This is a genomic window from Acinetobacter sp. ANC 4779 (assembly GCF_004331055.1).
Taxonomy (GTDB): Bacteria; Pseudomonadota; Gammaproteobacteria; order Pseudomonadales; family Moraxellaceae; genus Acinetobacter.
In genome coordinates, this window is record NZ_SJNU01000009.1 from 120,104 (window position 1) to 146,106 (window position 26,003).

The 26,003-nt window shown below is 41.0% G+C and carries 25 protein-coding genes; 4 read left to right on the forward strand and 21 right to left on the reverse strand.

The features are described from left to right. The first annotated feature begins 377 nt into the window (after positions 1–377). Positions 378–617: a DUF2171 domain-containing protein gene (locus tag E0H80_RS11565; protein WP_067870149.1), complete on the forward strand. Its 240-nt coding sequence runs from the start codon at positions 378–380 to the stop codon at positions 615–617. 887 nt (positions 618–1,504) lie between these two features. Here the strand turns inward: E0H80_RS11565 and E0H80_RS11570 are convergent. Next, on the reverse strand, positions 1,505–2,875 hold the full coding sequence (locus E0H80_RS11570; protein ID WP_131365961.1) for a PQQ-dependent sugar dehydrogenase: 1,371 nt from the start codon (positions 2,873–2,875) through the stop codon (positions 1,505–1,507). A gap of 478 nt (positions 2,876–3,353) precedes the next feature. On the opposite strand from E0H80_RS11570, the gene E0H80_RS11575 reads away from it, so the two are divergent. Then, the gene (locus E0H80_RS11575) at positions 3,354–4,289 is read left to right on the forward strand and encodes a tRNA dihydrouridine synthase (RefSeq protein ID WP_213073407.1); all 936 of its coding nucleotides are present in this window, start codon (positions 3,354–3,356) and stop codon (positions 4,287–4,289) included. Positions 4,290–4,326: 37 nt separating this feature from the next. On the opposite strand, the gene E0H80_RS11580 is transcribed toward E0H80_RS11575, so the two are convergent. From E0H80_RS11580 to rpe, 7 genes are all read right to left on the reverse strand, one after another. Next, positions 4,327–4,980 (reverse strand): nuclease-related domain-containing protein, encoded by a 654-nt coding sequence (locus tag E0H80_RS11580; RefSeq protein WP_131365963.1) that lies wholly within the window; start codon positions 4,978–4,980, stop codon positions 4,327–4,329. A 35-nt stretch (positions 4,981–5,015) separates the two neighbouring features. Beyond that, entirely contained in the window at positions 5,016–5,498 is a 483-nt protein-coding gene (locus E0H80_RS11585; RefSeq protein WP_131365965.1) for a methylated-DNA--[protein]-cysteine S-methyltransferase, read from the reverse strand. Positions 5,499–5,533: 35 nt separating this feature from the next. Then, the gene (gene sugE, locus E0H80_RS11590; RefSeq protein ID WP_131365967.1) at positions 5,534–5,851 is read right to left on the reverse strand and encodes a quaternary ammonium compound efflux SMR transporter SugE; all 318 of its coding nucleotides are present in this window, start codon (positions 5,849–5,851) and stop codon (positions 5,534–5,536) included. A 234-nt stretch (positions 5,852–6,085) separates the two neighbouring features. Next, the gene (locus E0H80_RS11595) at positions 6,086–6,994 is read right to left on the reverse strand and encodes a copper resistance protein B (RefSeq protein WP_131365969.1); all 909 of its coding nucleotides are present in this window, start codon (positions 6,992–6,994) and stop codon (positions 6,086–6,088) included. After that, the gene (locus E0H80_RS11600; RefSeq protein ID WP_131365971.1) at positions 6,981–8,894 is read right to left on the reverse strand and encodes a copper resistance system multicopper oxidase; all 1,914 of its coding nucleotides are present in this window, start codon (positions 8,892–8,894) and stop codon (positions 6,981–6,983) included. Before E0H80_RS11600 ends, E0H80_RS11595 begins: the two co-directional genes overlap by 14 nt. A gap of 46 nt (positions 8,895–8,940) precedes the next feature. Continuing rightward, entirely contained in the window at positions 8,941–9,396 is a 456-nt protein-coding gene (locus E0H80_RS11605; RefSeq protein WP_131365973.1) for a hypothetical protein, read from the reverse strand. 393 nt (positions 9,397–9,789) lie between these two features. Further along, positions 9,790–10,476: a ribulose-phosphate 3-epimerase gene (gene rpe, locus E0H80_RS11610; protein ID WP_131365976.1), complete on the reverse strand. Its 687-nt coding sequence runs from the start codon at positions 10,474–10,476 to the stop codon at positions 9,790–9,792. A gap of 189 nt (positions 10,477–10,665) precedes the next feature. Between rpe and E0H80_RS11615 the strand changes: the two genes are divergently transcribed. After that, positions 10,666–10,941, forward strand: a complete 276-nt coding sequence (locus tag E0H80_RS11615) for a DUF2218 domain-containing protein (RefSeq protein WP_131365978.1) — start codon at positions 10,666–10,668, stop codon at positions 10,939–10,941. A 40-nt stretch (positions 10,942–10,981) separates the two neighbouring features. Here E0H80_RS11615 and fghA read toward each other — a convergent pair whose 3' ends face one another. The 7 genes from fghA to E0H80_RS11650 all read right to left on the reverse strand — a co-directional run bounded on the left by fghA (position 10,982) and on the right by E0H80_RS11650 (position 16,973). After that, positions 10,982–11,818 carry an S-formylglutathione hydrolase gene (gene fghA / locus E0H80_RS11620; RefSeq protein ID WP_131365980.1) on the reverse strand — a complete coding sequence of 279 codons (837 nt, stop codon included), beginning with the start codon at positions 11,816–11,818 and terminating at the stop codon, positions 10,982–10,984. 11 nt (positions 11,819–11,829) lie between these two features. Then, positions 11,830–13,242, reverse strand: a complete 1,413-nt coding sequence (locus tag E0H80_RS11625) for a C13 family peptidase (RefSeq protein ID WP_131365982.1) — start codon at positions 13,240–13,242, stop codon at positions 11,830–11,832. A 123-nt stretch (positions 13,243–13,365) separates the two neighbouring features. Continuing rightward, positions 13,366–14,184 carry a class I SAM-dependent methyltransferase gene (locus tag E0H80_RS11630; RefSeq protein WP_131365984.1) on the reverse strand — a complete coding sequence of 273 codons (819 nt, stop codon included), beginning with the start codon at positions 14,182–14,184 and terminating at the stop codon, positions 13,366–13,368. After that, on the reverse strand, positions 14,178–15,002 hold the full coding sequence (locus tag E0H80_RS11635) for an undecaprenyl-diphosphate phosphatase (RefSeq protein WP_131365986.1): 825 nt from the start codon (positions 15,000–15,002) through the stop codon (positions 14,178–14,180). Before E0H80_RS11635 ends, E0H80_RS11630 begins: the two co-directional genes overlap by 7 nt. A 12-nt stretch (positions 15,003–15,014) precedes the next feature. Continuing rightward, entirely contained in the window at positions 15,015–15,680 is a 666-nt protein-coding gene (gene tsaB / locus E0H80_RS11640; RefSeq protein ID WP_131365988.1) for a tRNA (adenosine(37)-N6)-threonylcarbamoyltransferase complex dimerization subunit type 1 TsaB, read from the reverse strand. Between the two features lie 130 nt (positions 15,681–15,810). Further along, positions 15,811–16,341: a gamma carbonic anhydrase family protein gene (locus E0H80_RS11645; protein ID WP_131365990.1), complete on the reverse strand. Its 531-nt coding sequence runs from the start codon at positions 16,339–16,341 to the stop codon at positions 15,811–15,813. A gap of 14 nt (positions 16,342–16,355) precedes the next feature. Then, positions 16,356–16,973, reverse strand: a complete 618-nt coding sequence (locus E0H80_RS11650) for an NUDIX hydrolase (protein WP_131365992.1) — start codon at positions 16,971–16,973, stop codon at positions 16,356–16,358. Positions 16,974–17,099: 126 nt separating this feature from the next. Here E0H80_RS11650 and E0H80_RS11655 point away from each other — a divergent pair, with 126 nt between their 5' ends. Continuing rightward, the gene (locus tag E0H80_RS11655) at positions 17,100–17,648 is read left to right on the forward strand and encodes an NUDIX hydrolase (protein ID WP_131365994.1); all 549 of its coding nucleotides are present in this window, start codon (positions 17,100–17,102) and stop codon (positions 17,646–17,648) included. Positions 17,649–17,712: 64 nt separating this feature from the next. On the opposite strand, the gene E0H80_RS11660 is transcribed toward E0H80_RS11655, so the two are convergent. The 6 genes from E0H80_RS11660 to E0H80_RS11685 form a co-directional block, all read right to left on the reverse strand. Next, positions 17,713–19,725 (reverse strand): hypothetical protein, encoded by a 2,013-nt coding sequence (locus tag E0H80_RS11660; protein ID WP_131365996.1) that lies wholly within the window; start codon positions 19,723–19,725, stop codon positions 17,713–17,715. Positions 19,726–19,749: 24 nt separating this feature from the next. After that, entirely contained in the window at positions 19,750–20,949 is a 1,200-nt protein-coding gene (gene filE / locus E0H80_RS11665) for a putative pilus assembly protein FilE (protein WP_265937230.1), read from the reverse strand. A gap of 31 nt (positions 20,950–20,980) precedes the next feature. Further along, the gene (locus E0H80_RS11670) at positions 20,981–22,645 is read right to left on the reverse strand and encodes an OmpP1/FadL family transporter (protein WP_131366001.1); all 1,665 of its coding nucleotides are present in this window, start codon (positions 22,643–22,645) and stop codon (positions 20,981–20,983) included. A gap of 12 nt (positions 22,646–22,657) precedes the next feature. Next, positions 22,658–23,893, reverse strand: a complete 1,236-nt coding sequence (locus E0H80_RS11675) for a hypothetical protein (RefSeq protein WP_131366004.1) — start codon at positions 23,891–23,893, stop codon at positions 22,658–22,660. A 50-nt stretch (positions 23,894–23,943) separates the two neighbouring features. Next, positions 23,944–24,783 (reverse strand): C39 family peptidase, encoded by an 840-nt coding sequence (locus tag E0H80_RS11680; protein WP_131366006.1) that lies wholly within the window; start codon positions 24,781–24,783, stop codon positions 23,944–23,946. 192 nt (positions 24,784–24,975) lie between these two features. Then, positions 24,976–25,941: a DUF6160 family protein gene (locus tag E0H80_RS11685; protein ID WP_131366008.1), complete on the reverse strand. Its 966-nt coding sequence runs from the start codon at positions 25,939–25,941 to the stop codon at positions 24,976–24,978. Positions 25,942–26,003: the final 62 nt, after the last annotated feature.

A 26,003-nucleotide genomic window follows, 5' to 3' on the forward strand; every position in this document is an offset into this window, starting at 1 on the left:
ATTTTTTCTAATAAAATGAACCACAATGATTAAATAGCCGGCTTAAAGCAAGGATCAATCAATAGAAAGTCCAATCAGCCAAGGCTGGACTTTTCAACAGTATGTAAGCCAATGATGAGTAGATAATAATAAATATGAGTCCAACATGGAAAGGTTCCATTTTAATTTGTGTAAATTATCTTAAACTCTGGATACTTTCGTACAAACAGATTTAGGTTCCTTAGCTCTAAGTAAGTTTTTATTTTTTATTAAATATTCATTTTTTTTCACACTTACATTCTTAACTCAGAAAAACTCAAACCCTGATAACCCTTACACATCCCTATTTTTTTATTGTGTAGACTGTTCATCTCAACTTCTACAAATAGGCAATTATAATGAATAATTTCAATCCAAATGACATCCAGGCACATGCTTCAGTAATTGCATCATGTGGTACTACAATAGGGAAAGTAGATCATTTAGAAGGTCAAGACTCAATTAAGTTGACCAGAAGTGATGATGAAAATAATGAACATCATATTATTCCGCTCAGTTGGGTAAGTGAAATTAAAGATGAAAATGTGATTTTGAACAAAAGTGCTGAAGATGCCAGAAAAGAATGGAAAACCGTATAGCAAGCTAGTGTTTTAAGTGAATACACTTTATTTGTTGAATTGAACAATGCCAGTCCGCTCGACTGGCATTTTAGTGTGAGGTATAAATCTAAGAGTAGTTTGAATGAATTTAAACTAATGTTCTACAGAATCTAAGCTATTGAGTTTAGGTTTAGGATTTTAGCTGTCATACCTGTACTTTAAAACAGTACTCCAAGTTTCAAGCACTCATCCCATACTTATTAAACTAGAATAATGTTTAATATCATTAACTCAATACAAATTAAAACTCGCAATATTTGCACAATCCTGGCGTGGTAATAAGTCGGCTTCTTTAGCTTCAAAAATTTAATCTTACTGTCCATGAAACTGATGATATTTATTCAACATGAGACTTTGTAATAAGTTATTAATCCGTCCAAATGAGAAAGAATGCCCAATTTACACGGAAAATGAGTAGTTTTTAGCCAATCTTGTACGCATTTACTTACGTCAATTCAAGTCCTTTACGTCTAGGCGATTCCCGGGATATTTCCTATGATGGATTCATCAGGAACAGGAAGTTCCATAAAAGAATAACAATAGATACGCACAAGGACTATAAGGTACGACAGGAGTTATACCGAGCGCACCAATACGAAAAACCCCGACAGGATGTTGGGGTTTTTTATTCTCTATTTAAAATTTAAATAAGCCTTGGCTAAGCAGCTAAAATATGGATTAAACGCCTGATTCGCAAATTTTGTTTACTCATTGTTCAATCTGCTCTCACCCAACCCAAGTAGCAAGATACGGTTTGGGCCTAAATCTCATCAGTATCAGATATCTAGCTTTTAAAAAATTAGTCACTCACTGGTTTGTTAATGATTGTTAGCAGTTTTTGTGCAATAAGGCCATGAACTCGCTCACTATGGGCTAGCTGAAACATCACTTACTACTTTATTGGTTGTTGTACCAACAGGTGATATATGCCAAATCATATTACCCACATCATCGGCCACCAAAATAGCACCTGCACGATCAACTGCCACACCAACCGGCCGTCCCAAGGCATCGCCTTGCTCACTTAAAAAGCCCGTCAATACATCTTGTGGCTGACCAAAAGGCTGGCCATTTTTAAACGGCACATAGATGACTTTATAGCCACTATGGGGTTTACGGTTCCATGAGCCATGCTGACCAATCAGCGCACCACCGCGATATTGTGGTATTAATTGAGCATTATAAAATGCCAAACCTAAGGATGCGGTATGGTTGCCCAATGCATAATCTGGCGGAATTGCACGTCCTACCCTGTCAGGATCTTGCGGTTTCACCCGTGTATCCACATGTTGACCATAATAACTATACGGCCAGCCGTAAAAAGCGCCTGCTTTGACTGAAGTCAGGTAGTCGGGCACCAAGTCATTGCCAATTTCATCGCGCTCATTTACCACTGTCCATAGCGTACCACTTTGAGGTTGCCAGTCCAGTCCATTGGGATTACGTAGCCCGGTCGCAAATGGTCGCGCTTTGCCACTGGCAATATCAAATTCCATAATCAGGGCACGATTAGCTTCTTTATCTAGGCCATTTTCAGCCACGTTACTGTTTGAACCCACCGTAATATAGAGTTTGCTGCCCGCAGGGTTGGCAATCACATTTTTGGTCCAATGATGATTTAAAGGGCCACCGGGTAAATCCAGTACTTTCGTGCCACTTGCTGTAATTTGAGTAGCACCCGCTTGGTAAGGAAAACGCATAATGGAATCCGTGTCGGCCACGTACAGTGTATTGCCGACCAGTGCCATGCCAAACGGGGAATTTAGATTTTGTAGAAATACGGTTTTTTGATCAGCCACGCCATCACCGTTGCTATCACGGAGCAAGCTAATGCGGTTGGCACTCGGATGCGATGATCCTGCACGCTTCATCACCAGTTTCATGATTTTACCTTTAATGCCCTTACTGTCGTCCGGCTTAGGTGGTGCATCGGTTTCAGCCACCAGCACGTCTCCATTAGGCAATACATACAGCCAGCGCGGATGCTGAAGTTCTTTTGCAAATGCCTGGACTTTTAAACCCGCAGCAGGAGTCGGCATCATACCTGCAGGCCAACCTGTGGCCGGGGCAATATTCACCGTAGGAAACAAACTTGATTTGGGTTCAGGCAGATGGGGTCTCGGACCATAGCTGTCTGTAATCGGGGACGTAGAAGATGACGCGCATCCTGTTAATGCCAAGACAATGGTAGAACCCGCTAAGGGGAGTAAAAGGGGCAGTAAAAATCGAGCAGACATTTTTTTTCTCCTTATTTTTATCGCAATAGCCCTCCCTTACTTTCACCTATAAATCTCAAACTTGCTTTAGTTTTTTAGTAAAGAATAATCACCAGAGAAACTGTATGCTTTTGGCCGAATATCGAGGATTATTATTTGCTGAATAGTTAAATTGATGTTAATGAGTAAATAGGTAGGTACTATATTTGATGATGCTTTAACGATAAAAGCCACATAAAAAGCTGTTAAAACGAATCCAAGATATAATCACGATTTATGAAAATTTATTTATGGGGGTCGCTGTAACCCAACAATGATATTCCATAATATCCTCATGATATTTATATCTTTAATTAATCCTATTCTTTAACACGAAAGCTATTATATTAATGATACATACTTAAATCACCGGTGTAGATTGTTGTAATTTAGGCCCTAAGCTAGACATCCCGTCTAAAAAAACGTATAACCCTGTTTTTCTTTGTACAGGTCTGACACTTTGAAACTTGTTCTTGCGCCCATGGAAGGCTTAACCGATCCTATTATGCGTGATGTATTGACGCATGTCGGCAGCTTTGACTGGTGTGTAACCGAGTTCATTCGTGTGACGGACTCTGTGCTGCCCGACCATGTTTATCACAATTACTGTCCTGAATTACTGCACGATGGTAAAACTGCCGCTGGAACACCGGTTCATGTACAGTTTTTAGGAAATAATCCTGAAATGCTGGCTGCCAATGCCATTCGTGCGGTGGAACTGGGCGCTCCTGCCATTGATATGAATTTTGGCTGCCCTGCAAAAACGGTAAACCGTCATCGTGGCGGTTCAGTTCTGTTAGATGAACCTGAAGTGGTACACATGCTGGTCAAAGCAGTGCGTGATGCTGTACCCAGTCATATTCCTGTCTCTGCCAAAATGCGCCTAGGCTATATGGACCGGAACTTTACCCTGGAAAATGCCCATGCGATTGAAGATGCCGGTGCAGCTTGGGTCACCGTCCATGCCCGTACCAAAGCTGAAGGTTATACCCCACCAGCATTTTGGGATCAGCTGCAACCGATTCGTGCAGCACTGAAAATCAATGTCATCGCCAATGGTGAAATTTGGACCAATGCAGATGCCAAACAATGTCGCGTAGAATCAGGTTGTGAAGACTTGATGATTGGTCGTGCTGCGGTAACCACACCGGATATCACGCAATGTATCCGAAAAAATATTGATGAGTCTATCATTACTTGGGATGAACTATTGGCCCTACAAATCCGTTTCTTAAATGGTCCCTATAAAAAAGAAATCAATATGGTGGGACGCTATAAGCAATGGATTGGCATGATGTCAAAACATTATCCCGAAGCAAAAATGTTGTGGGATGAAGTAAAACGTGTAAAACGATTGGATGAAATTATTGAAAAATTAAATACAACAAAGCGTTAAAGTAAAAAAGCCTTTGCATGTTCAAAGGCTTTTTTATTTAGCTACTTTCTTTACGCTGCTTTAAGTTTTCTACATGTATACGATTGGTTTTCCATGACTTGTCTAATATTTCTTTTTCGATCCGTAATTGAATCCGTTTCAGTTTCATTGGCGGAATAATTTCCTCTTTAAAGTTTTTCACATACTCCACCCATGCTGAACCACGAAATACATTGATTGGCATCTCTGTTTTAAATTCGCAATCCGGCATAAATACAACGATTGAATGCAAATATTCAGGCGCAATAATATCTGCCAAGACCTGTTCTAACACTTTTTGGTGTTTATAATTTTGGTGCAGCGGATTTTGAAATTTATAGCTGTTTTTAAATATTTTCTGCGTCCACATTTTCTGGCGTTCACCGCCAAAAATCCAGCCTTTATAGTTTTTGGTTTCAATAATAAACACGCCATACGGGCTTAATAAAATATGATCAATTTGCGTAGTTCCATTTTTTTCATCTGGTAAAGTACAGTTATTTAACAGAATATATTCTTCAGTTAAATACTTTTTTGCATGGATACTTACAGCAAATTCGCCAAATTTTCCTTTTAACAAAGGCTTAAACGCTTTGATGACGCCTATAGCGACAAAAGCAAGAATGATCCACCAAAAGCTCGACCATAGTGGTGCAAATATCTGGCTCAACATTCTATTAATCTTTATTCTTAATAAGGTCTTATAATTTAAACAATTTTCTCTAATCTTAATAGAATTTCTTTATTATCCAAGCCCCCGGCAAAACCCACCAGTTTGCCGTTTGCACCTACTACACGATGGCACGGCGCAATAATGGAAATTGGATTTTTGCCATTGGCGGCTCCGACTGCACGTACTGCTTTAATATTGCCAATTTGCTCGGCAACATCACGGTAACTGCGGGTTTCTCCAAATGGAATAGTCAGCAGGGCTTGCCAAACCTTTTGTTGAAACTCGGTTCCTGCAAAATCCAAAGGCAAATCAAATTGCTGTCGTTTTCCCGCAAAATATTCAGTTAACTGCTTGTGGGTTTCCATCAAGATAGGATGGTCAACTTGTTCTATTAATTCTGCTACACGGACCCGTTTAGGATTTTTATTTTCCCACAGTACCGCGACCAAGGCATTTTCATTGGCCACTAATTTTAAGATACCTACAGGAGAAGCCATTTCTATAAAAGCCAGTTTCATCGTCTTCTCCTGCAGTGAAATAAATGATCCAGATTTTATGATGATGACAGTTTCATCAATACTAATCCAGAAATAATCAGAACGGCTGCTAGCATACGCATGGCTGATGCTGGCTCGCCTAAAATAAAGATGCCGACCAAGAATGAACCGACTGCGCCAATGCCTGTCCAAATGGTATAAGCTGTGCCGAGCGGCAAGGTTCGCATGGCATAAGCCAGCAGACCAAAACTTAAAATCATAAACACTAAGGTAATAATACTGGGCGTTAAACGTGTGAAACCTTCTGAAAGTTTCATTGCATACGCCCATACAATTTCAAAAATACCGGCTAAAACTAAAACCACCCAAGCCATGACGACTATGCTCCATTTGATCAGAGTCAGGTCGTCCTGACGAATTGTCTTGGTATTGATATAAATGAGATTACACCAAGGGAGGTCGTTCCTCCTTTAATTCTTGATTATATAAATAATTACTTTAAAGGGGTGCGGATTTTACATTTTTCGAGCAATTTATCGTGCTAAAAGTAGCTCAATAAAAATACGACTGGTACTCACCAATCGTATTCTTTTGATCACACTACTCATCTAAAATTTAAAACGAATACCTGCGCCATATAGCCATTCATTTTCAGAAGATGAAGATTGCTGCCAAGCTGTTTCTTCATTTCCCTTGTTATAGCCATATGCAACATCGACAAAAGGCATAACCTTTTTATTGATTTCATATCGGGTTTCCAGACCCAGTTGCGCGATACTCAAACCCAACTTTTTGGCATAGTTTGAGTTATCACTGAAAATCACATTCAGATCTAAATAAGGCTTAAGAATCAGTTTTTGGGTCAATAGCAAATCACGCTCAGTTTCCAACATAAATGACATCTGCTGATCTTGTCCCACATATAAATAGACATCAGTTTCAAAGAAATATGGCGCTAAGCCATGAATACCTAAAACGACTCCTATTTGCTCCGAATCCACTTCACGATTCTGGTTGTTCAAATAGCCAAGACCGGCTTGTACATCCCAAAAATCACTCACCATATGGCTATATAACACTTTGGCATCATATTCAGCTTGCTGTGATTCCGCTTGATCGGCCTGAACTTTGATAAAAACCTTATTTTCATCCGCACCAATTCGCGTTTCAAATTTTGACTTTAAAATGCCCTCACCGTCATCATTGCGCAGCCATTTACTTTCAACAGTAGTTTGTTGATAAACCTGTCCACCATGCTCTTTGATATGTACAGCATGGTCAGTCTCGTCTGAACTGGATTGCTCTTGTTGTAGCGATTGCGGTTTTTCTTCAGCTACGGTTTGTGGTCTAGTTGCCATCTGATGATGCTGTGAATGATCCTCATGCATTTCCCTAGATTGTCTAGACTGGTGTGACATCGGCATAGAATGGCGCTGTTCCTGCGCAAAACTCTGTCCACTTAACAACAGCAAGGAAGCACTGAATGTACGCATGGCAAATAAATTAATGATGCGCATGTGAGTCTCCTTGCTGAGCTGAATTTGGTTTAGCGGGCGTGTTGGATGGATGATTTACATCCACATTGGCTACTATCAATTTGCTCATCATACCGGCTGACATGTGATACAGCAGATGGCAATGAATCGCCCATTCGCCCAGCTCATCAGCGGTCAATAATGCAGTCACGGTTTTACCCGGTGGCACAATCAAGGTATGTTTATTGGGCATATCCTGACTACTTTGACCATTTTCAAGCTGCATAAACATGCCATGCAGATGCATCGGATGCGCCATCATGCTGTCATTGATAAATTTCAAGCGAATGCGCTCACCAAACTTTACTTGTAACGGTTCAACTTCGGTAAATTTCTTGCCATTGATGGTCCAGATATAACGCTCCATCGTACCGCCTAAACGCACTTCCAGTTCACGCTCTGCGGGACGGTTATCTTTTTGTGGCGTTAAAGATTTCAAGTCACTATATTGCAGTGCTTTATGACCTGTAGGCGTTGACGCATTGGCCCAGCCATAAACCCACTGAGCCTTGTCATCTGAAGAGGTTTTTTCTGTGCTATGTGACGCATGGCTTTGTTCAGGCTTTTGCATAGACTCAGATTGTGCAGATGGCTGAGTTGCATGTTGGGAATGTTCCTGCATGACAGCATGATTCATTTGAGTAGGAGCTAGTGTCGAATGATCCATTCCCGCCGTATCATGTTTCATTGACGAATGATCCATCATTTGATGATTCATTTGACTTGAACTTTCTGGATTTGCATTTTCTAGATTGGCATCCATCTGGGTATGAGCCATATTTGCATGATCAGTTGATAAAGAACCATGCCCCATATCTTCCATAGTCAACAATGCGCGTGGACGCGGCTTAGGCATGTGAATCGCATGCGCCACTGGTGAATTTTCATTATGCAATGTGCCAATCGCAAAACCGCTACGATCAATCGACTCGGCTTCAATTTGGTAATAATCGGCTTTCGGTTCAACCACCACATCATAGGTTTCTGCAGTACCTATACGAAACTCATCAACCGGTACGGGTTTAACGGGCTGCCCATCAGCACTCACTACAGTCATTTTCAAGTTGGGAATACTGACATCATAAAAAGACATGGCGGACGCATTAATAAAGCGTAAGCGGACTTTTTCATTTGGCTTAAACACACCGGTCCAGTTTTGCTCAGGCGTTTTTCCATTGATCAAAAAGGTATAACCGGTAACATCGGATAAATCGGTTTTCAGCATACGCATTTGATTCCACATACCACGATCCTGCCATGTGTTTTTTAAACCATCACGTTTTACCTGCTTAAATACATCTGCCACAGTTTCACGCCGATTTTGATAGTACTCTGCTGACTTTTTCAGATTTTTCATGAGCTGGTCACTGCTGGAGAGATGAAAATCAGACAGCATCACCACATAATCACGATCCGTTTTTTCATGCGCTGCGACTGGCTTTTTATCTTTCGGATAAATCACCAAAGCGCCATACAGCCCATCCTGCTCTTGACCTTTGGAATGTGCATGATACCAATAGGTGCCGTTTTGTCGCACCTTGAAACGGTAGACAAAATCACTTTGCGGTTTAATGCCCTTGAACTGGTTAAAACCCGGCACACCGTCCATTAGGCCAGGCAGCAATAAACCATGCCAGTGAATGGAAGAATCTTTGTCTTTTAGCTGGTTATGCACATGAATAACGGCATCATCACCTTCTTCAAATTCCAAAAGCGGTGCCGGAAACTGACCATTCACGGTGATGCGTTTTAAAGGCTTTCCGGTCACATTGACCAGCTGCTCATTAATGTTCAAATGATATTCTTTCACCGCAGCAAATGCCCACGATGATGAAAGGAGACATACCCCGATCAAGAGGCTTTGATTTAATTGAATAGACATGACTTAACCTGTAATTTAAAAATAAAAAATGTTTTTTAAATCAAGATTAAGCTTTGGGAGGACGTAAAATTTGTTGCCAGAACCCAGTTAAATGCTGGGCTGAATAATTAAAATTGTGCTGTGGATGTTGTTGAATATTATTTAAATTAAGGAATGCGATTGTTTCTGAATCCAGCCAGAGGATCAAACTTTGACAGTGTAACTGCACACAATCATTACAACTGAAATGCTGTTGCTGATCCATCATGGTCTGGTAACAATCTTGCTCAGATGGTGCGGTTAAATGTTCCGCAGAATGCTGCGACGTGTGCGCTTGAGTACTGACTGAATCATGGCAACCCGACATTGTCGTCATCGGCATGCTATGTTTATGCTGAAGCATCAATTCACTAATCATTTGCTGATGCATGGGTTTGGCAGATGCAAAGGTAACACTACTCCACCCGATGGCAAAAACCATCAGCAGCACAAACCAAGTCTGGTTGCGTAATGAAGTCAGCAAAGAATTATCCTTTCACCAGTCCAGAGTATATAAATTATTTTACTTTGATTGAGATCTAACAGCATAACCAAGATCCAAGTTATACACAATTTTTTAAATTTATACTCAACAATTCATGGTTCGCTATTTTTGTGTGTATTAAAACAATAAAGTTATTTTTTAAACAGGCTTATTTATAAGCATGGATTAATAAACAACCATATTTTTGAATAGCTTAACCCATTAAAAAAGGACTCAATTGAGTCCTTTTTATACCTTTAATGTCTAATTATTAAACTATTGTTCTGTAATCGTTTATAAACTAATCAAGTTATCCATACAGTTATCTACACAGATATCCATATGGTTATCCATAAAGTTATCCACAACTTAGCTTCAATTAATTAGAGATTATTAGATATTTACAGCGCCTACTTTTGCAAGTTCTGCACGCATTTCATTAATCACAGCTTGATAATCGGGTTTTCCGAAAATGGCTGAACCGGCAACAAACATATCTGCACCGGCTTCTGCAATTTCACGAATATTGGCAGGAGTTACACCACCATCTACTTCCAAATGAATGTCCCGGCCTGAAGCATCGATAATTTTTCGCGCTTGACGAAGTTTGTCTAAAGTCATTGGAATAAATTTTTGCCCGCCAAAACCCGGGTTGACACTCATCAATAACACTTGATCGACTTTATCCAAAACATAGTCCAGATAATGCAAAGGTGTGGCCGGATTAAAGACCAAACCGGCTTTCGCACCACCAGCTTTAATCAACTGTAATGAACGGTCAATATGATCGGTTGCTTCCGGGTGAAACGTAATAATGTCTGCACCGGCTTCAAGAAAATCATCAATCATACGATCGACAGGTGAAACCATCAAATGCACGTCAATCGGTGCCTGAATTCCATATTTCTTTAATGCCTTACATACGCCTGCACCAAAAGTCAGGTTAGGCACATAATGGTTATCCATCACGTCAAAATGTACGACATCTGCACCAGCAGCGAGTACATTTTCGACTTCCTCGCCTAAGCGAGCAAAGTCAGCAGATAAAATTGATGGTGCAATTAAATATGGCTTGGACATGGGGAGAACCTGGCTATGGATTTGAATTGATTTTCCCCATTATAACAAATTGAACCTGACTGCTGTAATCCAATCCAGCTTCGATACTATTTATTCAGCATTCCAAAACTGCGACATTGCGTTGCATTATTTAACTTTAGCTATTTTTATAATCTGTTATGTTAATCGCACAACACGAGGTAAATGAGAATGAAAAGCAATACCCAAATCACTACTCCAGAAGCAAGCCGTATCGCCAAGCGTTTATTGAATCATTGGAAACATAAATTTGAAGTTGCTGAAACTGAAGGCAATTTTAGTATTTTTATGCCGGATGCGACCGTGAAGCTGATGCCGCAACTGGAACAGTTATTAGTATCCATTGACAGTCCCTTAGAAGACTTAAGCAGACTGGAAAAAGTGGTGCTTGATCATTTAAGCCGTATGGCTCAACAAGAATTTACCGCAACATGGCAGCATCAATAAAAAAAGGGAGAAGCAGATTCTCCCTTTTTTGAATTAAATATTATGCTTCAAGTTGCACAGCATGAAATTGTAAATGGTCATCAATAAAACTTTGAATAAAATAATAACCATGATCATAGCCTGCGTGTTCACGCAAGGTTAGCGACTGAGCTACTTCTGCACAAGCATGTTTAAATAATGCCGGATTCAATTGCGTGTAAAATTGATCTTTTAAACCTTGATCAATCAGAATTTCTTTGAAGAGCGCACCTTTTTCTTGAATCAAGGCAGTGGCATCGTGCTTTAACCATTCATTCCGATCTTCACCCAAATAATTCGAAAAGGCTTTTTCACCCCACGGGCATTGGCTTGGTGCACAAATCGGCGCCAAAGCAGAAACTGACTTAAATTTTTCCGGATATTTAAATGCCAGAGTTAATGCACCATGTCCGCCCATGGAGTGGCCGAAAATTCCTATCGCATCTGCCTGAACAGGAAAGTTCTGAATGACTAAATCATACAGCTCATCCGCAATAAAGCTTTCCATTTGATAATGTTCAGCCCACGGCGCTTGAGTGGCATTAATATAAAATCCTGCCCCTTGACCGATATCCCAAGAATCGCCTTGTGCAACTTGCTCCCCTCTTGGTGAAGTATCTGGACTAATCAGGATCAAGCCCAGTTGAGTTGCCAGACGTTGCGCATGGGCTTTAATACTAAAGGTTTCCTCAGTACAGGTCAGACCGGCTAAATAAAAAAGTGCTGGACAGGGCTGTCCCCTTAAAGCTTGAGGTGGCAAGAAAATACCAAACTTAGCTTCGCCCTTTAGCCGCTTGGAATTAAAAGCATAAAAGCGCTGTTCACCATCAAAGCATCGGTTATGTTGGATTAATTCCATGTCTATTTTCCTTATTGTGTTTGAACACTTAATTGTGGTGTTTCTATTTTCATATCTGTTTGAATTTTAGCCGGAAATAAGCGCTGCTCCAATTGCGGCAACATAAATTCCATATTTTTTCCAATCGACCATTGTGGTTCAGAGGGTTCAAAACCTTGCGCCTTTTCCCATTGTGCCACAGTCTCTTTGCTTTGTTCAAATGCGGCACTGATTGAAGTCTGCTCACGCATAGACTGATCAAAAAAAGCCCGTCCAAAATAAGTATAATCGGCTTCATTCGAACAGCCAAAGGATGCGCGATCGGCAGCAGAGGCGGTAATGATTAAGGTATTGTCATCTTGCAAGGCAGGAACAAAACTGCCTGAATAACATGCAGAAATTACAATCACGCGCCAACGAATTCCCGATTTATCCAACGTATCTTTTAGCCATTTTGGATCGACGTCGTTTAAATCTATGGGTGCATTTTCCATTTCAAACTGATTTGGCAAGCCATGCGATGTCATATATAAAAATAATACATCACTTTCACGATTCATTTGCTGCCCAATACGGCGTAAAGCCATTTCCATACTGGTACGTGAAGCAATTGGCGTTTTAGTGCGTGTTGCAGGATTATTGACTAATATGAGTGAGCGACCAAAAGTTCCAAAGCGGGTATCAAACTGTTCTTTAATTCGCTCGACTTCCGATTTAAAAACGTCTTGATAGCCTGCACCTGCTACGCCTAAGAAGTACCAATGCGATTGGGCAAATTCACCATACTGAACGGCTTCAAGAGATTTACTCAACACTCGACTTTGTGCGTAAAAGGCATCTTCGGCAAACGTTGGCGGGCTTTCTTCCACTTTCCAGATCGGTTGGCCTTTGACCGACATTTGCCAGACTACAAGAGTAAACAGCGTTGCCGCGACAATCAATCCCCGCTCCCACCACGGCCACTTTAATTCACGTGAAAAAACCCAGACCACAGCCAGACTTTGCCAGACAAACAGCACCATAAAAATCATGGGTAGATAGTCATAAAAGATGTAAGGCAATACGTCGATATAACCCAGATACTGAATCAGACTTTGCAAGAGCGCGATATGAGTATCCAGTACCAGCCACAATAAGGCAGGCACCAGCATCAAACGCAGATTATTAATACGTTGCGAAAGGAAAATGCCGACAATCAGTGCAATAAAAGGCCATAAGGCATAACTGATCAGGCCTTGAGGATTAAAGTCCCCAACTTCCCCTGAACTTAACCAACTAAATAAACTGTTGGCACTGCCGCCTAAAATTCCCCAAAAAATCAGCTGTAAAATTGAGGGGCGAACAATTTGTAAAGACCGACGTGATCCCAAAAAGAGCCACATCCCTGCAGTTTGGTTGCTTTTAAAATCATGCCAAAAATTGATGGAGGGTTTGAAGTCGATCATAGGATTTAGGGTTAGCTGTAGCTCGCTGATTCACAATGTAAGTTTATGCTTGATGGAAGTTTTATCAATGCTGCTTTGGCACTATATAACAAATTAATGTTCAATATTGAAGCAATTACCAAACTACTTTACAAGATGCTGCTGAAAGTAGGCATCAAAACGACACGCATCGCCTTGCCACTGATGATTGGGTTCTTGGCTCGCCAAATATACCGCTAAACGAGGCCGCTTTACTATCACTCGTTTTGCTATTTTTTGTGCCAAAATCAATAAATTATCGCCCAAATCCATTTCACCATCTTCAGGCAACAACATATGCAGTAATTGCATCTGCTTTTTGACTTGAGCCTGTTTTTTAATTGCTTGCTGGTTTTGATCGCGTTGTGGAAACATCGGATCCAGATAAACCACATCTACGATATTATTCTGCTCAGCTTGTTGAATCAGGTAATCGGCTGAATCAGAGAAAATCAGATCAATCCGTGCAACCACTGAACTTAAAAAAGGATCATGTTCAGCCTGACTTTTAGTATCTTCAAGCAAGGTAAATAAGATGGGATGTCGCTCAACCAAGGTGACATGAGCACCTAAATGTGCCATCAGTAAACTGTCATGCCCCAACCCTGCGGTGGCATCGATCAAGTTTGGTTTTTCACCGAGATTACACGCTCGCGCAATCATTTCAGATTTCAAGGATGCTCTTTTTAAACGTGGCACCTCTGCTTTCCAGTCCGGTTGCATTTTCATGCCATTGGCACAGAGCCAAAGACCGAATTCATCTACACATAAAGCCAGTTCTGGATGGAAACGTAAAAATCGGGTATTGAGCTTTTCAATGATTTCAAGATTTACCATCACCCCACGAGAAGAAAGCACAGCAGAATACTGCTGTGCTTTCTGTTGAAATTCTGGTTCTACAAATAAGCGGATCTCGCTTACCATAATTTCCAGCCTGTAAATGCAAAGAGCAAGATTAAAATACCCGAGGCAATGCGGTACCAAGCAAAAACCATAAAATCACGTTTCGCGACATAGGCCACCAATACACGAATTAGAATCAAAGCCGAAACAAATGACACTATAATTCCTGTGGCAAGAACCATCCAATCTTGGCTGTTTTCGAATACATGGTAGCTTTGATACAGATCTAACAGGCCTGCACCAATAATCACCGGTATGCCCAAGAAGAAAGAAAATTCAGTGGCCGCTTTACGTGATATTCCCAAGAACATGGCACCAATAATGGTTGCACCAGAACGTGAGGTTCCGGGAATTAAAGACAGCACCTGGATTAAACCAATCCAGATCGCTTCTTTATAGCTAATGTTCTCGACTTCTTCAGCATTGACTACGGGCGGATGTTTTTCAATCCAGATAATAATGAAACCACCCACGATTAAGCCAATCGCAACGGCAATATCATTAAATAATAATTCTTTGACTGTCTGTCCAAAAGTCAGACCAATCAATACGATTGGAATAGAAGCCATGATCAGGCTAAATCCCAAATGGCGACCTTTAGGTTCGCCGGTAAACATACCCGTTGCCGCACCCCACAGACGAGCCCAGTATTCATAAATCACTGCTGCAATCGCGCCCATTTGGATGGCAATCACGAACACATCACTTTTTTCTTTGGTCCAGAAATTCATTAACTCTGAAGCGAGAATTAAATGCCCGGTACTTGAAATAGGTAGAAATTCGGTAATACCTTCTACAATACCCATAATTGCCGCTTTCAGCAGCAGTAAAAGATCCATAAAAAATCCTAATTATGTTTTGCCTTGTTCTGGAATTTTTTTCCAAGCGTTATCACGTAAATATACAGGTAATGCCTGCTCGGCACTGACCCATTTTTTTTGCTCGACATCTGCGCGCGCAATGGTAGCAATATCTTGCGCAGTCGCACTTAAGTCTTTGTATTGTATTTGTTCAGGCTGAATTAAAGCTGAACCGGGGCCTACCAGTTCAAATTTAACTGCTTGACTGGCATCATCGTAATTTAGCAGCTGTTCTTCATCCACAGCCTGCATAATGCCCTGTGCATCAACTTTAAAACTCGCAATATAAACTTCTTTCATCCGTGCATCGAGTACCGCTGTCACGGCGGTTAAACCTGCAATGCGATATGCCGACTGTGCCAAGGCTTGCAAGGTTGAAACAGGAACGACTGGAAGATCATTTGCCCATGCCAATGCCTGAGTGACCGCTGCATTAATCCGCACGCCACTAAACGAACCAGGTCCACGGCTAAATGCGATTGCAGTTAATTCAGATGCAGATAGACCAAGCTGGGTAAATGCCTGATCAATCATTGGGAGAATTGTTTGCGTTTGTGCTTTTGCTCGCGCATCTAATTGGAAAAATAATTCTTGGGTTTCATCTACAATAGAGACGGAACACTGCTCATTGGCAGTTTCCAACGCCAGCAATTTCATGCACGACCTTAATTAATTTAAATGTAAAAAACGAGGCATATGATACTCCACTCATCCGCACTAGGCGAGATTTTCCATCTGGGGAATACAAAAAAGCCAAGCATTTGCTTGGCTAAATAACGTCATCAAATTACAGTTCAACTGTTTCTAGGTTCTGAAAATTCTTAAAATGTTCTGCGTAATGCATGGCACTCATTTTGAGTTTAACTTCAGCAGTCGCATCCAAAGTTTTGACGATTTTCCCGGGCGAACCCATCACTACCGAATTGTCTGGAATGACCTTGCCTTCAGGAATTAATGCATTTGCCCCGATGATGCAATTTTTACCAATCACGGCATGATTTAAAATGACCGAATTAATCCCAATTAACGTGTTATCGCCAACGGTACAGCCATGCAACATCGCTTGATGCCCAATCGTGACATAGCTGCCAATATGCATTTCAATACCCGCATCGGTATGTAACACGGCATTTTCCTGAACATTGCTAAAATCACCAATCTTGATTTTGCTGTTATCGCCACGGATCACTGCACCAAACCAGACACTGACCTGTTTCCCCATTTCAACTTGACCAATCACCGTCGCATTGTCTGCAACCCAGCCATCCCAGGGCTGATGTGTTGCTTGAGGTGCATAGCCATTAAATTTGTACATCATGCTGTGATATTCCTTTATCTGTTGCGTTTAATCTTATTGCTATGAAAAGCTGGAGAATTTAATAAAAATGGCCACTCTTTCTGATAATTTAAACCATATTGAAAGAGTGATATCAACATCCGTGCGGTTAAGCCCCAAACAATTTCATTTTCCACCCGTAGACTGGGAAAATATAAAGACTGATGCGCATAACGTACTTCATAAGGAATGGGCGGTGCCTTCATTAGACTACTCAGGGATGCAAAGAAAATACGATCAATTTCACTCGGTTGACCAATCAAATTGACTTCAGGCGGAATCAACCCCACCACAGGTTTGACCAGCATGCCATTGCGTGCTTTTTGCATCGGCAAATCACCGATTAATTGCACATCAAATGGATTTAATGCCGTTTCTTCATAGGCTTCACGTAATGCCACCACAATATTACTGGTGTCATGTGGGTCTCTTTTCCCTCCTGGAAATGAAACCTCTCCGGCATGATTCGATAAATAGATTGAGCGTCGAGTAAGCAGAACTTTTGGATCCGATTCATCTGTAATCGCAATTAGTACAGCAGCATGTGCCGGTTTTGTCCGGGTGGAAAAACGCAATCTTTGCTGTAACGATTGTATTAATGAATGGTCATCCATACCTCTACTCTCCCATCATTTCTTCTTGGTTTCATCATAGCTGAATTTTTATTCTAAAAGATAGAAATGATGCCAAAGTTCAATTTTTCAGTTATGCTGATCACACCTTTATCATTGACGATGAATATGAATTTCTGTGTAATTTGTGGACATAAAACTACGGAAAAAATCCCCCTCGGCGATCATCAATTACGTCGTGTTTGTACAGATTGTGGCAATATTCATTACATCAATCCTAAAGTTATTTGTGGGGCACTAATCCTCTGGGAAAATAAAGTTTTGCTTTGCCGCCGTGCCATTGAACCGCGTTATGGTTTATGGACACTTCCTGCTGGCTATATGGAACTATTTGAGACCATGGAGCAAGGGGCAGCACGTGAAACTCGTGAAGAGGCTGAAGCCGAAATTGAGATTGAACAACTTTACTGTATGTACAATATTCCCCGAATTGGGCAAATTTATGTGTTATTCAAAGCCAATTTAGTCAATGGTCAATTTGGTTCAGGTGAAGAAACCATTGAAAGCCGCTTATTTAGCGAAGATGAAATTCCTTGGTCGGAACTGGCCTTCCCAAGCGTAGAGCGAACTTTACGCCACTATTTTGAAGACCGTAAAACCAATCAATTTGACATGCATTTAGAAACTTTAGGTTCACGCCTTGACCATACCGGTTAATCGATAGAATAAAAAATATAGAGCATAAAAAAGCCCATCATCCGATGGGCTTTTTCTATCGCGATTATTTGGTTTTTACTTCATAACATGGCGCAAGATTGAATTGAATGCTACCACCGCTGTATTTAGACCATTGTTTTGCATCTTGGTCGGCGGGATCCACCGTGCTATAAATGCTTTGGAAGCTGGCAAAACTGTTCGCCCACTTCACTATATTATCAGCAGAGTCTTTTAAAGGTACATCATTAACAGCTGGCTTACCACCCGATCTCATGGCCAATAAACGATTTAAATTCAGTAATGCACCGCCAATCACAATAGATTCACTGGAATTTGGCGAGGTCTTAATACTCGAGTTCATACCAATCAATGCACCATCCAGGCTTTGGAACACTTTGTCTGCCAGAATCATACGAATCGAGATTTTATTGCCATCCATACCAGAGCTGGTAAATGCACGCCCCGTAGTTCCAATGCGATATTGCTGCACATTGTTACTGTCAATCATGTCACTCGCCAGTACATCCGTACCACTACAACCATTTGTTCCGGTCGACATATCGGTGAATGTGCCAGAAGAATCCGTGGCTGGAGCAGGCGTGTCTTTCATATTGGTTCGAATATCACCATTACGGTCAATCACAATGCCCAATTTGACCGTATTGACCGTGGTATCGGTAAACTTAAACACCAAATCTGCATACAAGGGGAAAATATACGTCCCACTGCTGACATTATTTTCTGATTTAAACACTTTGCTGTCTAAATAGGTAATTGGATAAATTTTATAAAGATCGAGTGTACCTCTAAAAGTTTCACCATTGACCTGTTGTTGCCATAAGCCATAATTTTTCTTATCTTCTTCGTTGACTTCTTTTTTACCCGTCAGCAGTTTATAAAAACGCTCTTTACCGGCGACCATATAGTCATTAAACAATTTACCTTGCGTTATGGTCAAAGGCTGTGAATTGACATCGGTTACATTAAATAAGAAACCAGATTGCGTGGTTAAATCAGGATTATTATTAATCGCCCTCGTAATTGGATGAATCCAGGTATCTTGTGCAGATGCAGTCATTTGTACCGGTTTCACCGTACGAATCAGTTGGGCATTCACTCCACCAATAGTCGTTAAACCGCTACCGGCTTTACCACGCCATTGTAAACCGCTACCAAAGCTTTTACCTTGTCGATCCGTCATTAAAATAAAGTGCCCCAATAAATGGGTTGCCGACGTCTCTTCAGCCTTACATTCTTGCTGGTTACACCCCACCAAACCTTCCGAACCACTTAAGGTACTGCCCAGTACTTCGGCACTCGAAAATAGTGAGAATTCAGGCTGATATACCGCTGCAGTCGTGATGCGCATCAACTGAGTAATCACAGCAAAAGCATCTTCATCTGTGACCTGAGAAATATCCACCCAGGGTTTAACTGCATCAGCAAAATCTTTATCCGATAAACCTTTAAATTGTTCTGTCGTGATTAATGAGGTAATTTGCTCTAATTTTTTACGGTCCGCATCGCTGATACTGACTGGTTGAATATCACGCGCATTGACGATTTGCTGATTTTGCAAGCCCGCTGCCTGAATCAGGCGCACCAAACGAATAGCTACCTTTACCGTTGCATCACCAAGTGATAACCTTTGTGCAGCTCTGCCTTGAATCCCTGCTGCTATATCCAATAGGGTTAAACGTGGTAATTGCGCTACGCTGACAATGGCAATATTACGAAGTGGTATTGTACCTAATTCAATTTTCTTGTCTTTTTCGCCACGTAAGAAGAAGGTAATATCATCCGTATTTTTACATGCGCCCGTTGCCACCCCCCCACTTGGATCAAACAATGTGGTAAAGCGGTTCTTGGTGTCACTACTACATGTGAAATTTAAACCGTTTAATGGATAATCGAAGGCAAATTCAATACAGCCTGCTGTACCTACTTTACAGGCTCCATTGGCCGTACTTTCGTCATATACTTCAGCGGTCACGTTGGCACTTTCACCGCCACAACCTGTTAAAATCATAACCAATGCAGTTGCTACAAAAGGTAATTTATATTTATTTATGTTCATCCTGACTCTCTTTTTTTTCTATCCCTAACGGATTGCAACGAGTTTAACTTGCCCGTGATTGGTTAAAGCACGATTATCAACATCAATGGCTGAAGACAATGGTGTCAGCAATATATATTTGCTGTTTGCAGGCACATGCAGTACCCCTTCTATTTTTTCGTGCTGAATAAGGGTAGATGCTCCCTCTTGATTTTTATATCCACCAGCGCCTTCTAAAATACAACCTTTTGCATCTAAAAACACCACAAATGGCCAATAAAAAGTGGGATTATTCTGCCGCGAAGCATACGAGTTAAGCTGAATATTCTGTACAGAGTTATTCAGTGCGGCAACTTCAAAATCGAACGCATCATTCAGCGGTGCACGTGGCCAGAGATTAACCTCTTTATTTAAATCTAGGGTTTTTACTTTTTTCAGTTTTTTTTCAGAAAAACATTGTTGTCCCAAACCATTAATCGCTTCTGCTTGTGAAACGCGGTAATACGTCTTTGCCAAGGTAATCGGGCCATTATCTTGCATGACATTACGTTTAAACAAGGATTGCAGCGTGGATTTACCCACACCCTTTTCACGTTCAACGGTTTGCAGACGCGTTGCACCATGTTTAAGATCAATAACACCTTCAGGCATAGTATAAAAACGCTTTTTGCCTTCTAAATTAAATTCTTTATCTTCTAAATATTCATTTTTGACATATTGTTGCCCATCAATATTAACAAAAGCATTATTTTCAGTGTTTTCCTGAATAATCACCGGTTTTACTTGTAAGACCTTTTGTGAAACTGCAGTCTGCTTTACAGGATTAATAGGTGGGCTAGTAACTGGAGAAACTTGTGTTAATTGTAGCGGCAGTATTTCTGCAACTTTATGCTTTACAGCATTTTTTGTCTGTGTTTCTATCGTTTTCACTGTGCCAAGATCAGTCTGAGCACCCGATGCAACTTTGCTCGTTTTAACTGATTTTTCAGGTGGAGCAACTGTGATCGGAGCAATAGGTCTCTGCACAGAACTTGTTGCAGCTGACGCTTTTTGCTCATGAGCAGACGCTACAGGCAGGCTCTGCTGTTGTACAATAACGGGTTTTGGATTCGTTTTTTCCGCAGCTACTTTTGGCGGTTCACGTTGAATGATCATTGGACGACCGTCAGGGCCAATAATAGTATGAAACTCGCCTGCATATGACCACGATACTTGCGCTAAACTTAGCGTCAGTATCGTTTTCATCATTAAATTCCCTTTCATTCTTTTCCTTTGTTTACCAACGTGTTCTGTAGTTCAATCCTAGAATGGTTATTTTTGTATTGGTTTTCACATTCAGGCCCGCGTATGGGTTAAGCAGTAAGTTATTTACGCCTGTTTGGTTGGCTAAACTACTGGTATTGGCTGGAATGTTATCTCTACTGCGTAAGAAACCAATAGATAAATCTAATTCCGTATCCGCATCCCAACGATAGCCCACGCCCATACCAAACAATTGTGCATTATTGATTGGGATCATGGTATTCCGTTTGCCATCTGGAATGGCACTTGAACGTGGCTCATAACCCGCACGTAATTTTAAACGGTCGGTTGCTGAATATTCCATACCAATACCGAAGCTCCACGGCGAGGTAAAACCAAGCGGTAAAGCTAACGAGCTATCACTGACATTTTCAGAAAGTAATTTTGCAACTTTTAAAGCTGAAACTTGTCGGTCAAACTCAAACTTGAATTTGTCCCATGCCTTGTAATCCGTCCAGCCTACATCGAAATTCACCTGTAAATCTGGCAGAACTTTGTATTTAATACCAGTTTGAAAGTGCGCAGGATACTCAAAGTCCATGGACACTAAACCGGATTCACTAGATGGGATATAGTTCGGGAAGCCTAAAATCGCAGCTAGAATTTGTCCGGTTGGCGATGACATCAAACCTTTAATTAATTCTTGTGGGGCTTTGGCATTATCAATATGGTATTTCCCTTTCAAGCGCATTTTTGCTGCACTTTGATAGACCATACCAAAACTAAAATCATCCGTTGGCTCCCATAGTATCCCCAAGTTAAAACTTGGACTTAAGGATTGCTCAACTGCCAATTGCATCTGGCCGAATTTACCGAATGGGTTCATCCCTTCTTCGGCATTACACATCCCGAGTAATAAAATATCGGTAATAATATCTGAATTTTCTTTAAATGGTGTACAAACGACCTCATCGATCATTCGCAACATACCAATCAACTCATTGGGGAAACGTAAATCGGTTTTGAGACCCATGGCTTGGTAAGACATACCAATACCACCACCAATTGAAAGCTGGTCATTAACTTGATAACCCACAGATGGAGATAAATAGGTAATCCGTTCTAAGGCAACTTGCTGTCCCATGTAGTTACCAGCATTACCATTTTCAGCCCCAAAACCAGCAACCAGTGGCGCATAAACTGCCGTCGCATAAGTCGCTTTTGAACCCGGTGGATTATAAGCAATCCCCATGGTAGGCGCGACCAATGGCATGCCTTCACCTAAATCCACCATCTTTTTCAAAATAGGAATATAAAGACTTGGATACTCAACATCACCACGAACTTTATCTTTAAAATCGGTACAAATATCAGATGCCACCTCTGGTCCATCATTACAGACCAGTGGATCATCTGAATAGCCAAAGACGTTATAGCCTGGTGGTACGCTAAATTCCCGTTGAATGTCAAAGTTAGCAACAATAATTTGTTGTTCGGTTTGCAGACCTTCAATCTTGGTTAAGCCTGCAGGATTAAAATGTACAGCGTTTACCCCTGGTGGATCTGCTGTTACAGCATTCCCCATACTCAAAGATCTTAAATCTACAGAAAGGTTGTTACCTAACTGCGCAAATGCAGCACTTGAACAGCCCGTTAAGACAATTGCGCTAACGAGCGGTCTGAGTCGAATTTTATACATACGACCGCCCTCTTAGCGAATTTTCTTACCAAAGCCTAAAATATCAAGTGGGAATGATAAACCCAATGAAACGTCAGGCGCATCTTCCGTCAAACCAAAGCCTACCGTACCGTTCACAATCGTTTCTGGAGATACACGCACCCCAAGAGAAATCGCGAAAGTTGAACTGGTCTGATCGGCAGGTGAATAGGATTCACCGCTGCTGTAGGTGAATTCAGAACCTGTGTTAAAGCTTTGTTGATACGACATGGTCATTGATACGTCATAGTTAAATGAGTATGCAAAACCAAAGGCGAAACCACCACTAATCCCCGGTTCAAATTCATCAATGACACGGCTACCACGGCGTTGGTTTAGACCACTTTCCTTAAACCCATAATTTGCAGAGACTGAAGCGAACAATACTACTGGGTCGATATATTTACGTGTACTTGCACCGACACCGGCAGAATAATATCCTTTACCTGTGGCTAAGTCGGTCGCAGAGTTCACTTCGTACGGACTATCACCACTTTTAGTCGATAAATTACCGAATAAAATCAGCGGTAAACGACCAGTTTGTAACGGAAATGGTTCCCAACGCGCACCAAGAGAAATATCACCTAAACCTGCGGTAGAGGTATCTTTTAATAAATCTGTTTTTGCTACTAATGGTAAGGAAGCAGTAAAGGTTAAATTATCTAAAATACCGTACTGTGCAGTAAAAGTATTGGTAATGGAGTGTGTGGCATTTTCTTGAACACGCAGTTGGTACAACTGACCCGATGCCATCTCCAGATCAAGTTGTGTATCACGATAATAGGTATAGTCAATATCATAATAAGATGAGATATCGCCTTTTTTAATTAATGAATACTGACGTTCGTTGGATGTAAATACTTCTTGTAAATTAGTTTCTTTACTGGCATCGCCTTCTTGCTGTTGCAGGGCTGAAGATGCTTGCGATTTTTCATCTACCGATGAAGTTTCGATTACAGACTTCGTATTTACAGGCGGTGCCGTCCCGGCTCCAACTTGAGTTTCCTGCTCATCTACAGCCTCATACTCGCCCAATCCAGGCTCTTCTGCAGCATTGGTTCCTCCTATTGAACTAGCATCTGCAGACTGTGCCGTTGTTGATTCAACTTGTTCTTGCTGATCTACAACTTCATATTCTCCCAGTGCTGGCTCTTCAGCTGCATACACCCCCCCTATTGCCATTTGAATACTGATTGCCAACAGGGTTTTGTTCATCCATTTACTGTTCATATTCCATCCCACCAGTTTTTTATTTTTTTAAGCTTAAGCTTTCTTAAACGCTATTTATTTTTATAATAAAGACGCAAGAAATTATAGTTTAAGTCCCCATAAGAATCTGATTCTTCATTCATATTTTTATCAAGTCGAATCGTAGATGCTTTATCGGCAATTTTGTCCATATAAAATTGCGGATATTGCATATTCACTAAGGCATAACGATTCACGGTTGCATCTTCTACGTGACGCATATCAGAGTCTTGTAAAGCAAGTAAATTTTTGCGGTTTTCTGGCGCAACATTAATTAAGAATAAGGTGTTATTTTCCCAAATTTCTTTAAAGCGCACTTCATCGAAACTAATATTTCCCAATGCCGGATCAGCCACATAGACACGGCCATTTTTATAAGCTTTAAATACCACAAAATGTTTAAAGCCTGCATAGGAAATGGGTACAATGGCAGGTTGACCCTGTTTGACCAAATCACTAAATTCTCCGCGATATCCCCCACTTTCAAAGCCAATTGCACTAACAAAACGTTTCATGTCCAGCAGTGAAAAGCTACGGCGCTCAACAATCTTGTCGGTCTCACCAAACTTCATCAGACCGTCCATAACCTGTTGTTCGGTTAAAGTGGCATTGAGATTGGTATACCCATTTAATAAGGTCGTTAACGCAGCAGAACCACAACTATAGTCGTAGGCTTGGTGAACAATGCCACGAAATTGATCGATGATTGCGGGTTTAATAAGGACAGGCTCTTGGTGCATACGCGTAAAAGAGTCATTACGCGAATCCAAAGTTTCTGTGTAATAAACAGCTTCCGCTGGTTTTTTCTTAATATCAAAGGCTTCTTTGGCAGCGTAGTACATCAATGCCGAGCCTAATGCGATCTCTAACATATTATCTAACTTTTCTAGTTATCGGCATGACGTGCCATTTTTCATTATTTTAGAGTAGAAACTCTACTTCCCTGTTTTAGCAAGATACCTTTTTTTTGAAAAAAAAACAGTATTTTTTTTATTTTTTGCAAAATTTTACGATATTTATGTAAAAAAAAGCGCGTGTAAACACGCGCTTTTTAACACGGAAACTTAGTGACCGCGGATTGTAATAACTGCGCCTGGAACATATTGACCCAGAGCTGGGCTAAAGAAAGTCTGCATACCTTGAATTTCCATATCACCAATAGATGAAGCAGTTTTGCTACCCAAATGGATACCTTTGATGTAGCTATCGTGAGCACCACTTGTACTCACCATACGTACATAGCCTTTATCAGCGCCTTCTTCACCAATTACACTGATGCTTTGGTTTAAGGTCAAGTCACGACCGTTCGCATCTGCCACTTGAATTTTATCAAGGTGGATCACACCTGCTGCACGCGTTGCAGTTTTAGTTGAGTTATCCAAGATACCCAAATCGGTAATGGTTAAACCACCAATCATGGTTGCATTCAATTTAATCATTGCGCCTTGTGGTGCAGCACCCAATTGAATATTAGCAGTCATTGGACCTGTTTTAACTGATAGACCTGTTAAAATCGCGTTTTCTTGACCCGTGCCACCACGACGAATTGATGTCGCAGTTCCACCTTCAACACCAGATGCAACCACACCAATTTCACCGATGTTAATGTCTAAACCAGATACTTGTGCTGCAATGTTGATGAATGGGTTACCACCACCAGCATCAGAGTCAATTTTCAAATCGGCCAAGTTACGTGAAGCTAGTAAGTAAGCGCCACCGTTATCATAGTTTGCGCCAATCACAATACCTTTAGTTAATGTAGCACCTGCACCATTGCCTTTGATATAGATTGCACCTGCTTGACCAGTACCGCCGTAGCCCGCTTCGCCAGCAGCACCAGCCGCTGCTAAGCCATCGTTATCGTGAATGAATAATTTTTCGATTTCGATTTTAGAAATACCAATCCCGATGCTAATACCATCTTGACCAGTTGTAGCACCCAATGAAGCATCATCCATTGCTTGCATTGCCATCGCATTTGCACTAATTGCCAATGAAGAAACTAAAGCAAGTTTAGTAAATTTTTTCATTTCGTACTCTCCCAAGAGTATTATTTTTTTGATTGTAAACTACTCGATATTCCATGTTGTTT

Coding starts and splice junctions, on each gene's coding strand:
- E0H80_RS11565 (WP_067870149.1), top strand. CDS start 378: ATGAATAATTTCAATCCAAATGACATCCAGGCACATGCTTCAGTAATT.
- E0H80_RS11570 (WP_131365961.1), bottom strand. CDS start 2,875: ATGTCTGCTCGATTTTTACTGCCCCTTTTACTCCCCTTAGCGGGTTCT.
- E0H80_RS11580 (WP_131365963.1), bottom strand. CDS start 4,980: ATGTTGAGCCAGATATTTGCACCACTATGGTCGAGCTTTTGGTGGATC.
- E0H80_RS11585 (WP_131365965.1), bottom strand. CDS start 5,498: ATGAAACTGGCTTTTATAGAAATGGCTTCTCCTGTAGGTATCTTAAAA.
- sugE (WP_131365967.1), bottom strand. CDS start 5,851: ATGGCTTGGGTGGTTTTAGTTTTAGCCGGTATTTTTGAAATTGTATGG.
- E0H80_RS11595 (WP_131365969.1), bottom strand. CDS start 6,994: ATGCGCATCATTAATTTATTTGCCATGCGTACATTCAGTGCTTCCTTG.
- E0H80_RS11600 (WP_131365971.1), bottom strand. CDS start 8,894: ATGTCTATTCAATTAAATCAAAGCCTCTTGATCGGGGTATGTCTCCTT.
- rpe (WP_131365976.1), bottom strand. CDS start 10,476: ATGTCCAAGCCATATTTAATTGCACCATCAATTTTATCTGCTGACTTT.
- E0H80_RS11615 (WP_131365978.1), top strand. CDS start 10,666: ATGAAAAGCAATACCCAAATCACTACTCCAGAAGCAAGCCGTATCGCC.
- fghA (WP_131365980.1), bottom strand. CDS start 11,818: ATGGAATTAATCCAACATAACCGATGCTTTGATGGTGAACAGCGCTTT.
- E0H80_RS11625 (WP_131365982.1), bottom strand. CDS start 13,242: ATGATCGACTTCAAACCCTCCATCAATTTTTGGCATGATTTTAAAAGC.
- E0H80_RS11630 (WP_131365984.1), bottom strand. CDS start 14,184: ATGGTAAGCGAGATCCGCTTATTTGTAGAACCAGAATTTCAACAGAAA.
- E0H80_RS11635 (WP_131365986.1), bottom strand. CDS start 15,002: ATGGATCTTTTACTGCTGCTGAAAGCGGCAATTATGGGTATTGTAGAA.
- tsaB (WP_131365988.1), bottom strand. CDS start 15,680: ATGAAATTGCTGGCGTTGGAAACTGCCAATGAGCAGTGTTCCGTCTCT.
- E0H80_RS11645 (WP_131365990.1), bottom strand. CDS start 16,341: ATGATGTACAAATTTAATGGCTATGCACCTCAAGCAACACATCAGCCC.
- E0H80_RS11650 (WP_131365992.1), bottom strand. CDS start 16,973: ATGGATGACCATTCATTAATACAATCGTTACAGCAAAGATTGCGTTTT.
- E0H80_RS11655 (WP_131365994.1), top strand. CDS start 17,100: ATGAATTTCTGTGTAATTTGTGGACATAAAACTACGGAAAAAATCCCC.
- E0H80_RS11660 (WP_131365996.1), bottom strand. CDS start 19,725: ATGAACATAAATAAATATAAATTACCTTTTGTAGCAACTGCATTGGTT.
- filE (WP_265937230.1), bottom strand. CDS start 20,949: ATGAAAACGATACTGACGCTAAGTTTAGCGCAAGTATCGTGGTCATAT.
- E0H80_RS11670 (WP_131366001.1), bottom strand. CDS start 22,645: ATGTATAAAATTCGACTCAGACCGCTCGTTAGCGCAATTGTCTTAACG.
- E0H80_RS11675 (WP_131366004.1), bottom strand. CDS start 23,893: ATGAACAGTAAATGGATGAACAAAACCCTGTTGGCAATCAGTATTCAA.
- E0H80_RS11680 (WP_131366006.1), bottom strand. CDS start 24,783: ATGTTAGAGATCGCATTAGGCTCGGCATTGATGTACTACGCTGCCAAA.
- E0H80_RS11685 (WP_131366008.1), bottom strand. CDS start 25,941: ATGAAAAAATTTACTAAACTTGCTTTAGTTTCTTCATTGGCAATTAGT.